Here is a 13,523-nt window from a genome sequence, read left to right on the forward strand (position 1 = left end):
GCATGCAAACCCGCCTTTTTATGCTATAATAAGTGCTGTTAAAAGGAGGAAGACACTGAATGGTTGATGTTAATAAGAAAAAGCCCGATGAACAGCCTGTACGCAAGCGCAGCTTTGCCCGCAGACTGGGAAGTTTCGTCAAATGGATGGTTGTCCTTGGATTTATGGGGGTACTATTTGTAGGCGGTGCTTTGATGGGATACGTCAGTTCCATTGTGAAAGACGAGCCTGTCCGTTCAAGGGCCCTGATTGAACAAAAAGTCAGCGAAAACTCCATCACAGGCTTTGCTTACTTTGCCGACGGCAGTCCGATCGGTCAATTACGTACGGAAGAAGACAGGCGTCCGGTCACTACGGACCAGATCCCACAAAAGGTTATTGATGCAGTCATTGCGATTGAAGACAATCATTTTTACGAACATAAAGGTGTAGACATGAGCGGAACACTACGTGCCGTGAAGCAAAAAGTGCTGAAAGAATCAGTACAAACCGGTGGTAGTACACTGACTCAGCAATTGGCGCGTCGTGTATTTTTGAATCTGGATCGCACGGAAGATCGAAAAGTGAAAGAAATCTTGCTCTCACTTCGACTCGAACGTTTCCTGACCAAAGACGAGATCATGACAGCCTATCTGAACAAAGTTCCTTTTGGTAATGGTTCCAGCGGATACAACGTTTATGGAATCAAAGCGGCCGCCAAAGGATTGTTTAATATTAACGATCTAGAAAAAATCAACATTGCTCAAGCTGCTTATCTTGCTGGATTGCCACAACTCCCCTCCTCTTACTCCGCTTTTAACGGTAAAGGTGATTTTGTAGAGGAAAATTTTGACCGCGCAATCAATCGTCAGCATCTGGTATTACGTCGTATGCTTGAACTGGGCAAGATCAATCAGTCCGAGTATGACGAAGCTCTTGCTTTTGATATCAAAAGTTCACTCGCTCCGAAGACCATCAAGGCTTACAATACTTATCCATATCTTATGATGGAAACGGAACGACAAGCTGCACAGATTTTGATGAAACAATTAAATTCCGACACAGCTGAATCTACAGACAAAGGTACGGATGCCGACACACCTCAGAAGGAAAGCAGTGCATTATTAGAGGAAGCTCAGACGCAACTGCGGACAGGTGGATATCGCATCTACACGACCATCAACAAAAGTATCTACAAAACGATGCGTACCATTGCGGAAGATGACAGCAACTTCTCAGCAGATGATCCTGTCAAAGGAAAAGAACAAACTGCTGCCATGCTGATTAATCACAAAACAGGTGCTATTCTCGGCATGATTGAAGGACGGGATTTCCAGGATGAACAGATGAACTACGCAACGCAGATGATACGTCAGCCAGGTTCAACGATGAAACCAATAGCCGCTTATCTTCCTGCGTTAGATGAAGGTCTTGTTCAGCCAGCTTCAATTATTGATGACTCACCGATCATTTTGAAAAGCGGTCCGAGCGGGTACCACATTGCAAAGAACGCTAACAACCGGTACCAAGGACTTGTTACGGCCCGCAGAGCACTGAATTACTCACTTAATATACCGGCTTTGAAATTGTTCAATGAAGAAGTCGGAATCGACAAAGCGTGGGCTTTCGCCAAGAAATTAGGAATCACCACGATTCAGAAGGAAGACTATCAGGCTCAAACTGGTGTTCTCGGAGGTCTCCAATACGGTGTAACCGTTGAAGAGCTGACCAGTGCCTATGGTGCCATCGCCAATAATGGTGTATATAATGATTCCTACATGATTAGCAAAATTGTAGATTCCAAAGGCAACATCGTCTACAAACACGATACGGAACCAGTTCAGGCCTTCTCGGAGCAGACAGCATACCTGATGACCGATATGCTGCGGACTGTTATTACAGAGGGAACGGCAGATAAAGTACGTGAAAATTACAAATACTCGAAAAGTGTACCGATTGTAGGTAAAACAGGTTCCACTCAAAACTATGCAGATGTTTGGTTTGAAGGCTATACACCTGATGTCACACTTGGCGTATGGGTTGGATACAAACAGCCGGTGAATACGCTGGAAAGCAAATCACAGCGGAAACGTGCGCAGCAACTGTGGTCGAAAATCCTGAATGAAGTGATCGATACGCAAAAAGATCTGTTCGTCACGGATTCGTTCAAAAAACCATCTGGGATCGAAACGCGTACGGTATCGGCTTACAGCGGCAAGTTGCCAACATCCATGACTGACAAGTTTGTTACGGATATTTTCAACAGCAAGTTTGTTCCGAAGGATAGCGATGACGGTGTCGCCAAAGCCAAATACATTACTTACAATGGTGTAAACTATATTCCGCGTGATGGAACACCTTCGGACATGTTGAAGGAAAAAACAGTAATCAAGCGTAAAAAACCAATCTCGGATCTCATCAAAGAATTGCAAAATGCTTTCTCACGTATGAGTCGACATGAGTCACTTGCTTATTACCTTCCTGAAGATGCGGATGCAGACATGCCGACACAGATTGATCCAAGAACAGATAACGGCAAAACTCCTGATGCACCAGGTAACGTACGAATCTCAACCTCGGGTGACACAGCTGTCATTACATTTAATGGCACTCCTGAGAACGATGTCGTGGGTTATCGTCTGTATCGATCTGTGAACGGTGGAGGATTCCAGAACCAAGGTCAGGTCGTCCTGACCGGTGAATCCAGATCATTCTCTGCTTATGCAGCGCAAGGCGGCAACTTCGCCTTCTATGTAACCGCAGTGGATGTTGCTGGCAGAGAATCTTCTCCTAGCGCAACCGTAAATAGTGCCGGAAGTGTAGCTCCTCCAGTGGAAGAAGAGATTAATGAGCCGATTGAAGTTCCAGGTACAATTGTTACTCCAGGAGAAACGCAGACCGATAATACAACAACGACAGCCCCAGGCACACCTGGTCAAGTCAGCGTATCTGCTCTATCTCAAGGGCTGCGCATTCAATGGGCGTCCACGCCAAACGCAGATAGTTATACTGTATTTTACAGTGAAACAGGCTCGGCCTACACCAAAATTGGAACGACAGCGGGCAATACCATGGATTATGGCGTACCCGCATCGACCAGTGGATGGTTCAAGGTATCTGCCAGCAACAGTGCAGGTGAATCCGAACCTTCCGCGGCTGTACATTTTCAGCCCTGATTTAGGCAAAGTTACCCCAAAAAAAGCCGCACCCTCAGATCGTATCTGAGGGTGCGGCTTTTTATTTGTACTTGCATCAGCTAAAAAAGCCTGCTTTATGCCACTGGCATAAAGCAGGCTTCTACAACCACAACCGATTCCTCATTGATAGAGTCACCGGAATTTGGCTTCGTAGAGTATCAACGTTAGTCTTCAATGGTGGATAGATCTCCTGCCGGAAGATCTAGCTCCCAGGCTTTCAGCACACGGCGCATGATTTTGCCAGAACGTGTCTTAGGCAGTTTATCCTTGAACTCGATCTCACGCGGAGCAGCATGGGCAGACAGGCCCTCTTTGACAAAACGGTAAATCTCTTCTTTCAGCTCCGGTGTCGCCTCATATCCTTCACGAAGCGCCACAAAGGCTTTGATGATCTCCCCACGTGTCACATCCGGCTTACCGATTACACCCGCCTCTGCCACCGCAGGATGCTCTACGAGCTTGCTCTCCACCTCAAAGGGGCCGATGCGCTCTCCTGACGAATTAATCACATCATCAATCCGTCCCTGGAACCAGAAGTATCCTTCTTCATCCATATAAGCAGAGTCACCGGATACATACCAGCCCGTAAGCCTGAAATACTCCTCGTATTTCGCAGGGTTATTCCAGATCTTGGCCATCATGGATGGCCAAGGTGCCCTTATGGCCAGATTACCCATACTGTACGGCGGCAATTCCTGTCCGCGATCATCAATAATGGCTGCTTGGATGCCAGGCAACGGACGTCCCATGGAGCCAGGCTTGATCGGCATTCCGGGATAGTTACAGATCAGCTGTGCACCTGTTTCCGTCATCCACCATGTATCATGAATTCGCTGACCATAGGCTTTCCATCCCCAACGAACAACCTCCGGATTGAGCGGTTCACCGACAGACATGACATGACGCAGACTGCTCAGATCAAACTGGGCGATGGTCTCTTCTCCAGCTCCCATCAGCATACGGAAGGCCGTTGGTGCACTGTACCAGATCGTGACTTTATTCTTCTGGATGGTGTTGTACCAATCTTGAGGACTGAAACGACCGCCACGTATTACATTGGTCACTCCGTTGAGCCATGGAGCAAAGATACCGTAAGAAGTCCCTGTGACCCAACCCGGGTCTGCCGTGCACCAGTACACATCATCCTCACGCAAATCCAGAACAACCTTACCTGTATAATAGTGCTGAATCATGGCATTTTGAACATGGTACACCCCTTTGGGTTTACCCGTAGAGCCTGAGGTATAATGAATGAGCAAACCATCCTCACGATTCAACCACTCTACTTCCATCTCATCCGAAGCGGCAGACATCTCTGCATCAAAATCGATGAGTCCTTCTTCCGTCTGCTCGCCTCCACCCACAATAAAGATATGTTTGAGTTCAGGCAACTCGGAACGTTTGATGCGTTTCAATAATTCCGGAGTTGTGACGAGCGCTACTGCTCCGCTATCCTCCAGCCGATCCTTCACTGCCGTTTCCATAAATGCTTCGAACAACGGGCCCGCGATGGCTCCAGCTTTCAATATTCCCAGCAGACTAAAATACAGTTCAGGACTTCGAGGCATAAAAATAAATACCCGCTCTCCTTTGGCTATGCCATATTTGCGGAGAACGTTCCCGAACCGACTCGACTGTTCACTCAGATCAGCAAAAGTATAGGCCTCTTCACGTGAAGCATCGCTATACAATAAAGCGGTTTTGCCGCCCCTTCCTTCCAGTACATGACGATCAATCGCTTCATGCGCCATGTTTACTTTTCCGCTGGCGTGCCACGTAAAATGCTGTTCCACCGATTCCCAATCGAACCGGCTTCTCGCCTCCGTGTAATCGCCCAGATTAGATTCAGACACAACCGTTTGCAGCATCTCACCATGTGCTTGACTCATGCTTGCCAGCCTCCTTCAACTCGACATTTCGATTCCCGTTAGGGCTCAATTCTCATTGCCTTTGTGTTGACTGAACTTCCAGTTAGCGCTTACATTAGTAGAGAGAACTTCTCATCATGTACTTGCTCGGCCAAACAGATGTTAACCATACTGTATTGAATTGTGAACATTTTTTGTCTACGCAATTATAGCAAATCTTTTCAATTGTCGTCTATGGCTTTTCAATTTTTTGGATTTTTGCTATAGCTGACACTTTGAACAACCTCTATAAGTAGGGAGAGAGAGGAGCATGAACCATGGAACATATCAAAGAACATCATATGCGTTCCATCTTCAAGTCCGGGCACCACATTACTGTTGAAGGCCCCGTGCAGGCCGAGGAGATTACCCGTCTTGCCTTCCATCCGGATCTGGATGCCTTTCGGCGACCAACGGAGCAGCAGGAAGCTCTGGCCGAGATCGCAGCATTACCTGAAGGGCGAATTATCATTGCACATGAAAATGAAACGATTATCGGTTATGTAACCTTTCACTATGCGGATGATTGTGAACGCTGGTCCGAGGGCAATATGACTGATCTGATAGAGCTTGGGGCAATCGAGGTTGCGGACGACTATCGCTCGCTTGGCATTGGACGTGAGATGTTGCTTACGGCTCTGGAAGATAAATACATGGAGAACTATATTATTTTCACCACAGAATATTATTGGCATTGGGATCTGAAGGGCAGCGGACTGAATGTATGGGATTATCGCAAGATGATGGAGAAGCTGATGCAAACGATCGATATGACTTGGTATGCAACAGACGACCCTGAAATATGTTCACATCCTGCAAACTGTTTGATGGTACGTATCGGAAGTCAGGTGCCGATCACATCGGAAGAACAGTTTGATCGTGTACGCTTCCGCCATCGGTTCATGTATTAATTCGATGATCTGTTCGAAAAAACGATATACATAACCAAAACCGCCTCTCGAAGCTTGATCCATCCTTCATGGAACAGCTAATCGATAAGCGGTTTTTCTTGATGCGCCTTTACATATTTTCTAACATATGCTCCACAATACGATGCGAACGCTGGGAAGATTCCACGGTAAATTCAGCAAAGTTGACATGCGCCGAGCCATCCGCTTTATCTGACATTCCACGCAGGACAACAAATGGTACACGATTCATGTAACAAACCTGAGCGACTGCTGCCCCTTCCATTTCGGCACATGCACCGTCCATTTCGGTATATAACATGTTAACGGTATCTTTATTGGCAATAAACTGGTCTCCCGATAATACTTTACCAATCAAATAATGGGCCCCCAGCGCTTTACATGCCTCTTCAGCCAGTGTAATAAGCGAAGCCTCGGCAGGGAATGCAGATGTCTCCTGGTAAGGAATAACCCCGCGTTTGAACCCCAATGGCGTTACATCCATGTCGTGCTGAACACATACGGATGATATAACCATATCTCCAATATTCAGCTCCGGGTTAACCGCCCCCGCAACACCTGTGAAGATAATGCGATTCACCTGAAAACGATCAATCAAAATCTGTGTCGTAACCGCTGCATTTACTTTACCTACGCCGGATTTGCACACGACAATTTGCTTGCCCAGCCATTCGCCTGCAACGTATGTAATCCCGGTCTGTTTGACCGTCTCAAGCTGTTTCATACCTGCAAGCAAAAGCGCTACTTCCTCATCCATCGCTCCGATAATGCCAATCGTTTCACGCATCTTCTGATACCTCCTGTTTTCACTTTCAACCTCATTCAGCACAAAAGCTCCGTCTCCGGAGCTTTCGCATATCCACTATGTAGAGAGAGAGGTTTCTCTCTTTCCTGTATATAATCCCGATTACACTACATCTGCATGACTTACAGACAGACGAAGAATCGTTTCATGCGGCAAAATAACCCGTGGATTCTCCACATTTTCCTTCTTCATCAGCTTGGTCAGCAAACGCATCGCAACTGCGCCAAGATCGTACATTGGCTGTGCCACTGTCGTCAACTGAGGACGCACCATGGAAGCCATACGGATGTTATCCACACTAATAATGGAGAAGTCATCCGGTACTTTCAGGCCGTCATCCTGAATGCTGTGAATGGCACCAATAGCCATTTCATCTGTTGCAGCAAAGATAGCTGATGGTTTTTTCTTGAGTCCAAGGAAATATTTCATCGCTTCAACACCGGATTCATACCGATAGTTACCGATTCGAACAAGATCCTCCTGGTATTCGATCCCGGCTGCTTCCAGTGCTTTTTTGTATCCTTGGAAACGGGCATAACCATTCGCTGGATCTTGCAGTGTACCACTGATCATCGCAATTTCCTTGTGTCCATGACGAATCAGGGTGTTTACCGCATCAAATGCAGCTGCTTCGTGGTCAATATCCACGGATGGGAATGTACCCTTCTCATCACTCGTTGCACAAAGTACGATTGGCACAGCGGCAGACTGGAACGCCTGAATGTGTTCGTCTGTTACTGTTCCGCCCATGAAGAGCAATCCGTCCACTTGTTTTTCGAGCAACGTGTTAATAACACGAATTTCTTTTTCTTTTTTCTTATCTGCATTACACAAAATAATGTTGTAGTGATACATATTCGCAATATCTTCAATTCCGCGGGCAATCTCCGCGAAGGTTGAGTTCGAAATATCCGGAATAACAACCCCGACCGTGGTTGTCTTCTTGCTTGCCAGACCTCTGGCTACCGCATTCGGACGATATCCCAATCGTTCGATGGCTTCATATACTTTTTTCCGCGTTTGCGGTTTGACATTAGGGTTATTATTAACTACCCGTGATACCGTTGCCATAGACACTCCAGCTTCACGTGCCACATCATAAATGGTTACCGTCACAGTACTTCTCTCCATTACCAGTAAATTTTCATACCATTTTCATTAAGATTTATATTACGACAAATTTTTGCATTAATCAATTAAAATAGGCTTTAGGACTCACTCAAAACATTCGTAAGTGTAGCTCTAGTAATATCTGAATGGGAAGTATGCCATACAGGAATTCCCTTTTTAATCAGGATCGCCTGTGGAGATTCATGCTTAACACCCAGTTTCTCTGCTGCTTCATTCGATACCGGGCTATCTTCCACAACATAGATGATACCGTATTTCACATTTTCATTGGCATTATTATGCAAATAGTCGTTCATCTCCTGATAAGCGTTCGAGCTGATCGGACAGCGCGTACTGTGCTTAAACAGAAGCAAGGGTTGATCCTCGGTAGCCTCTACTGCGGAGTTTAGCTGTTCAATACTTGTCATTTTAGTCATGTCAGCCATTAGATATACATCCCCCTTTACCAGGAATACCGCTATGTTGAGCGTTTTCACTCTTCGATATCTTAACAAAAAGCGCGCGAAAAAGCCAATTTTCATGAAAACAAACATTTTGCACGTCAAAATTAGACAGCATTCGAGAAGTACTCCTGCCACACAAATCCGGATAATTGACTTAACCTGCGCTCCGTGGTCTCTATCCAAACAGTATCTCCAGACTTCGTTGCGTAACCCATGATGTCCAGCAACAGATTGATACGTTCCTCTACCGCTTGCTGCATCCGATATTGCATCTCCCGATCGGTCGCATCCGGCCAGGCCAGCAGTTGCTCATGAAACAGGTCTGCCAATTCATTACGTTCACCAAAAGATACGTCCTGCTTCACGGGCTGTTCACCCAATGTACTAATGCATTCTGTTAAGTCCGGCTTGACCGGAGGAAGCACTTCGTATGATACACAGTCTGTACACGCAAATACGGGTACGTTTCGAATCTCCACTTTTTTGGCGTATACTACGGTTCTTAATTCCAACTCCATTACATGTCCACATCTGCACGACTTGCGCACACCCTCACCTCATTCGTTCTATACTCTATATAAGTACCATTCGACCTATTTCGGCTCAAATCCTGCTGCAAAAGAAAGGTTGCACAAATTACCACTCCCTCCAGATGAAGGTTGTCGAATGCAGGTAATTACTGACTTGTAATCGCTTCCTCCACACTGCATATGCACAACCATGAAGTCCCTTGTAGAATCTGTTACAATTAGAGACGCGACATACCTAATCACAGCAAAAGGAGAGATGAACATGAGATTAACCGGTAAAAAAGTCATCGCTCTGGTCGATGAAGAATTCGAGGATTTGGAATTATGGTACCCTGTGCATCGTGTTCGTGAAGAAGGTGCAGAAGTGCATCTTGCTGGAGAGAAAAAAGGAAAAACCTATATCGGCAAATACGGTGTGCCTGCTGAAGCTGAATATAGTTTCGATGAACTGGACAGTTCAGAGTACGATGGCATTCTTGTACCAGGCGGCTGGGCGCCAGATAAGCTGCGTCGTTATCCCAAAGTTCTGGACCTCGTGAAGGAAATGAATGCAGACCGGAAACCGATTGGACAGATCTGTCATGCAGGATGGGTACTAATCTCTGCCAAAATTCTGGACGGAGTTACGGTAACCTCTACACCAGGCATTCGGGATGACATGGAAAATGCAGGTGCGATCTGGAAAGATGAAGCGGTTGTTGTTGATGGACATATCATCTCGGCACGTCGACCACCGGACCTTCCACCTTACGGTAAGGCATTCTGTGATGCCCTCGCTGACAAGTAAAAATAACCCCACTGTGCTCTCATACACAGTGGGGTTATTTTATATAACAAGCTTTCCAACAAATAATTATCACTAATGTAAATATATTAACTTAAAGGTATTTATATCCAATCATCCCAATCACGATGCATTCGAACCACTTTGTTCATCCGGGCTTCCTGTGGAGTCATTAAAGACTTGCAATCGCTCCTCAATATCTCCGCTGGTCCGCAGGGCGAAGCACTTTCGAGCTTCTTCTTTGGCGTCCGATGCTGTTGTGTTCAGCACTCTGTGCTTCACACGCAACAGAGATTGCGGAGACATACTCAAGTGGCGAATACCAAGCTCCAGCCAAAGCGGAATGGCACGCTCGTCCCCTGCCATCTCTCCGCATACACTAACATCAATTCCTGCCGTATGCGCCGCATCCGCTGTGGCACGAAGCATCCGCAGAACAGCCGGATGATAAGGATGATACATATGAGCGATCTGCTCATTCATTCGATCTACTGCCAGTACATATTGAACCAGATCGTTCGTTCCTATACTGAAGAAATCCGCCTCCTCCGCCAGCAGATCAGCAATCATCACCGCTGCAGGAACTTCAATCATGATCCCCACCTGAATATGAGGGTCGTATGATAATCCCCGCTCGTCCAGATCGGACATCGCCTCACGAAGAATCTCATTGGCTTGTTGCAGCTCTTCCACCGAAGAGATCATCGGGTACATGATTTTCACATTGCCAGCAGCGCTGGCACGCAGAATGGCTGTAAGCTGTGTTTTGAACAGGTCCTTACGGTCCAGACTAATTCGTATTGCACGGTAACCCAGAAACGGATTGTCTTCTTCCGGCAATTCGAAGTAATCCAGTTGCTTGTCACCACCGATATCCAGAGTACGAATGACAACGGATTGTCCTGCCGTCTTCTCTGCCACAAGGCGGTACACCTCATACTGCTCCTGCTCACCCGGAAATGTAGCCCGATCCATATATAGAAACTCTGTCCGGAACAAGCCTACGCCCTTGGCTCCATGTTTCAAAGCCAGATCCAGTTCCTTCACCGAACTGATATTGGAAGCGAGGTGTAATATAGCCCCGTCTTTGGTTACAGCATCCACCGTAGCAAGCACCTGAAGTTGTTCTTTTTTCTTCAGCTGTTTGCTGCGAAGCATGGTATACCGTTCAATTGTCTTGCGATCCGGGTCGGTAAATACCAAGCCATTATCACCATCCACCACAAGCATATCACCAGTCTCAACCGGCATGCCAAGACTCGCTTCCAGACCGGAAACGAGAGGAATGCCAAGCGCACGAGCCATTATTGCAGAATGTGATGTCTTCCCGCCAATCAAGGTTACAATGCCCAGGACATGACTGGGATTCAGATGTGCTAATTGAGATGGCGATAGTTCTTTGGCAACAAGTACATACGGCTGTGTATCCGAAGGGAGTGTAATCTCCGGTGCACCAAGCAGATGCTTGAGCAGACGATTACCTACATCCTTGATGTCAATGGCCCGCTCCTTCATATACTCGTCTTCCAGCAAGTCAAACATCGTGACAAAATGGTCTATGGCTTCTTTGACTGCCACTTCTGCCGCCTTGTACTGACGCTCGATAATGCCCCGAATTTCGTTCATGAATACTGGATCCTCGAGGATGGCCAGATGTGCATCAAAAATACTGGACTCCTCCGGCCCCACGACTTCCTTGAACTCATTCTTGATATATTCAATCTCATCCTTAGATGTCCGTATGCCCTCATACAGCCGTTCGAACTCTTGGGCGAGATCTACCGAATCCATCTTCTGATCCGGCAGATCCCATTCCCAACTGGGCAGGACAAATGCTTTGCCGATGGCTATGCCTGCAGCTCCGTTGATGCCTTGTATCTTCATTCTACCCCTCCAACGTTCCTGTCATAGAGCACCACGGACATGACGGATGCCTGACCTTTCTTCACTTGCTTAAATGGAGCAAAGCTCCATGATTTTACTCGATCGGGATTCGTAATTACCATTGGGGTTGTCAGTGACGCCGCTTGCTCGCGAAGTACCGCAAGATCAAACTTGATCAACAACTGCCCTGGCTCCACCGTATCGCCCTCCTGAACAAAAGCTTCAAAATGGCCTTTTAACTGAGAGGTATCAATGCCGATATGCAGTAACACCTCAAGCCCCTCTCGGGTGGAAATCCCCAAGGCATGCATGGTCGGATACAAGTGCATAATCGTTCCATACACCGGTGATACCAGCTCTCCGCGTTCTGGAACAAAGGCTACTCCATCCCCAACAAGCTTGGCTGCAAAAATCTGATCCGGCACCTCTTCAATGGGTAACATTTTTCCCTGAACGGGAGCACAGAACAGAACCTGTTGCAGATCTCTTTCCAATAGCTTCGCGATCTCTTCCCGAATCAATTCCGAATAGGTACCAAATACCACCTGTACGTTACCGCCACCCAGCTTGATTAATCCAGCGGACCCCATACTCTTCATGGCACCCGTGTCGATCAGGCGGTCATCATGCACGGTCAGGCGAAGACGTGTAATACATGCCTCAACCTGTACAATATTACTCTTCCCACCCAATGCTTCGAGGATTAGAGGTGCCTGATAAGGAATGTTGCCTACCCAATCTTCCAGCATGGAGCCCTCTTCACGTCCTGGTGTTGGAATCTTGAACGTACGAATCGCCCATCGGAACAGGAAGTAATAAACCAGCCCATATAGTATGCCAATCGGAATGAGCTTCCAAGCATTCTCCGATAGATGGAAATTGAGTATGTAATCAATAATACCTGCGGAGTACGAAAATCCATGCCGGATATCGAGCCAGTAACTGATCCACATCGCAACACCGGACATGACTGCATGCACGATGAACAGATAAGGTGCGGCGAACAAAAAAGCAAACTCAATCTGTTCCGATACCCCGGTTAGAAAACAAACGAGTGCCGATGTCAGAAAAGTTTTCTTGATTTTCGGTTTCAGATCTTCCCTAGCTTCCTGAATTATAGCAAAGGCTATTGCCGGAATGGCAAACATCATGATGGGAAACAAACCCGCCATAAAGAATCCTGCGGTGGGGTCTCCTGCAAAAAATCGGGGCAAATCCCCTTGTACAATGTTACCATCAGGTGTTTCGAATGTTCCTAACTGGAACCAAAATACATTGTTAAGCAGATGATGAAGTCCAAAAGCGACCAGCACCCTGTATAACACCCCGTAGATGAACAATCCAAAACCGCCGAGACTGTATTCCCATGTGGCAATGGCGTTCAATCCATGCTGTAAAATTGGAGCGAGCCATAACATAAAGCAGGAGAACAATGCCGAACAGAGTCCGACGATGAGCAAAACAAACCTTGAACCTCCGAAAAATTGTAAAATTTCGGGCAGTTTAATGCTTTTAAACCGATTATGCATCCCACCGGCAAGCGCGCCGAGTATGATTCCGATTAAGGAAGCGGGCTGAACGGTGCCGTCACCAAAGTTCCGAGTCACCTGATCATATATCACGATACCAGCCAGAGCAGCAAGTCCCGCTTGTCCGGCCTGGTTGGAGAGTCCCAGTGCTACACCGACAGCGAACAAATACGGCAAAAAATAAAAAATGCCGTGTCCGGCCACGGTAGACACTTCACCGACAACACTTAATCCCCAGGCGTCCCAAGGCAGACTGCCAACACTGAGCAAAATTGCGGCGGCGGGCAGGACCATTGTAGGCAGCATTACCGCTCGTCCGAGCTGCTGCAAGGATCCGAGCCAATTCATGGCGACCTCTCCTTTCTATCCTAGATGGTAAGCTTTGCGCAACGTTTTGTCAAAGCA

General features: G+C 46.9%; 10 protein-coding genes. 3 read left to right on the forward strand and 7 right to left on the reverse strand.

What is annotated here, in order from left to right; translation table 11 throughout:
- Positions 1-59: 59 nt before the first annotated feature.
- The gene (locus NLBNIHML_RS07605; RefSeq protein WP_339235724.1) at positions 60-3,155 is read left to right on the forward strand and encodes a transglycosylase domain-containing protein; all 3,096 of its coding nucleotides are present in this window, start codon (positions 60-62) and stop codon (positions 3,153-3,155) included.
- Positions 3,156-3,340: 185 nt separating this feature from the next.
- Here NLBNIHML_RS07605 and acsA read toward each other — a convergent pair whose 3' ends face one another.
- Complete coding sequence (acsA, locus tag NLBNIHML_RS07610; protein ID WP_339235726.1) at positions 3,341-5,065, reverse strand: acetate--CoA ligase; 1,725 nt, start codon at positions 5,063-5,065, stop codon at positions 3,341-3,343.
- A 296-nt stretch (positions 5,066-5,361) separates the two neighbouring features.
- Here acsA and NLBNIHML_RS07615 point away from each other — a divergent pair, with 296 nt between their 5' ends.
- Complete coding sequence (locus tag NLBNIHML_RS07615; RefSeq protein WP_339256341.1) at positions 5,362-5,994, forward strand: GNAT family N-acetyltransferase; 633 nt, start codon at positions 5,362-5,364, stop codon at positions 5,992-5,994.
- A 109-nt stretch (positions 5,995-6,103) separates the two neighbouring features.
- On the opposite strand, the gene NLBNIHML_RS07620 is transcribed toward NLBNIHML_RS07615, so the two are convergent.
- From NLBNIHML_RS07620 to NLBNIHML_RS07635, 4 genes are all read right to left on the reverse strand, one after another.
- On the reverse strand, positions 6,104-6,799 hold the full coding sequence (locus NLBNIHML_RS07620; RefSeq protein WP_339235730.1) for a 5'-methylthioadenosine/adenosylhomocysteine nucleosidase: 696 nt from the start codon (positions 6,797-6,799) through the stop codon (positions 6,104-6,106).
- Positions 6,800-6,919: 120 nt separating this feature from the next.
- Positions 6,920-7,933 (reverse strand): catabolite control protein A, encoded by a 1,014-nt coding sequence (gene ccpA, locus NLBNIHML_RS07625; protein WP_036614690.1) that lies wholly within the window; start codon positions 7,931-7,933, stop codon positions 6,920-6,922.
- Positions 7,934-8,025: 92 nt separating this feature from the next.
- Positions 8,026-8,373, reverse strand: coding sequence for a bacillithiol system redox-active protein YtxJ (gene ytxJ, locus NLBNIHML_RS07630; protein ID WP_494354111.1), 348 nt, complete (start codon positions 8,371-8,373; stop codon positions 8,026-8,028).
- Positions 8,374-8,495: 122 nt separating this feature from the next.
- Complete coding sequence (locus NLBNIHML_RS07635) at positions 8,496-8,909, reverse strand: hypothetical protein (protein WP_339235734.1); 414 nt, start codon at positions 8,907-8,909, stop codon at positions 8,496-8,498.
- 274 nt (positions 8,910-9,183) lie between these two features.
- Here NLBNIHML_RS07635 and NLBNIHML_RS07640 point away from each other — a divergent pair, with 274 nt between their 5' ends.
- Positions 9,184-9,708 (forward strand): type 1 glutamine amidotransferase domain-containing protein, encoded by a 525-nt coding sequence (locus NLBNIHML_RS07640; RefSeq protein WP_494354112.1) that lies wholly within the window; start codon positions 9,184-9,186, stop codon positions 9,706-9,708.
- Positions 9,709-9,828: 120 nt separating this feature from the next.
- Here the strand turns inward: NLBNIHML_RS07640 and ptsP are convergent, their stop codons facing one another.
- Together ptsP and NLBNIHML_RS07650 are read right to left on the reverse strand one after the other, a co-directional pair.
- Positions 9,829-11,589, reverse strand: a complete 1,761-nt coding sequence (gene ptsP, locus NLBNIHML_RS07645) for a phosphoenolpyruvate--protein phosphotransferase (protein ID WP_339235739.1) — start codon at positions 11,587-11,589, stop codon at positions 9,829-9,831.
- Positions 11,586-13,466: a glucose PTS transporter subunit IIA gene (locus tag NLBNIHML_RS07650; protein WP_339256344.1), complete on the reverse strand. Its 1,881-nt coding sequence runs from the start codon at positions 13,464-13,466 to the stop codon at positions 11,586-11,588. Before NLBNIHML_RS07650 ends, ptsP begins: the two co-directional genes overlap by 4 nt.
- Between the last annotated feature and the right edge of the window lie 57 nt (positions 13,467-13,523).

Source organism: Paenibacillus sp. JNU01 (assembly GCF_059130585.1).

What these genes read in the sequence shown, in the direction of transcription:
- ptsP (WP_339235739.1), bottom strand. Translation starts at nt 11,589, where the DNA reads ATGAAGATACAAGGCATCAACGGAGCTGCAGGCATAGCCATCGGCAAA.
- NLBNIHML_RS07650 (WP_339256344.1), bottom strand. Translation starts at nt 13,466, where the DNA reads ATGAATTGGCTCGGATCCTTGCAGCAGCTCGGACGAGCGGTAATGCTG.
- acsA (WP_339235726.1), bottom strand. Translation starts at nt 5,065, where the DNA reads ATGAGTCAAGCACATGGTGAGATGCTGCAAACGGTTGTGTCTGAATCT.
- ytxJ (WP_494354111.1), bottom strand. Translation starts at nt 8,373, where the DNA reads ATGGCTGACATGACTAAAATGACAAGTATTGAACAGCTAAACTCCGCA.
- NLBNIHML_RS07605 (WP_339235724.1), top strand. Translation starts at nt 60, where the DNA reads ATGGTTGATGTTAATAAGAAAAAGCCCGATGAACAGCCTGTACGCAAG.
- NLBNIHML_RS07635 (WP_339235734.1), bottom strand. Translation starts at nt 8,909, where the DNA reads ATGGAGTTGGAATTAAGAACCGTAGTATACGCCAAAAAAGTGGAGATT.
- NLBNIHML_RS07640 (WP_494354112.1), top strand. Translation starts at nt 9,184, where the DNA reads ATGAGATTAACCGGTAAAAAAGTCATCGCTCTGGTCGATGAAGAATTC.
- NLBNIHML_RS07615 (WP_339256341.1), top strand. Translation starts at nt 5,362, where the DNA reads ATGGAACATATCAAAGAACATCATATGCGTTCCATCTTCAAGTCCGGG.
- NLBNIHML_RS07620 (WP_339235730.1), bottom strand. Translation starts at nt 6,799, where the DNA reads ATGCGTGAAACGATTGGCATTATCGGAGCGATGGATGAGGAAGTAGCG.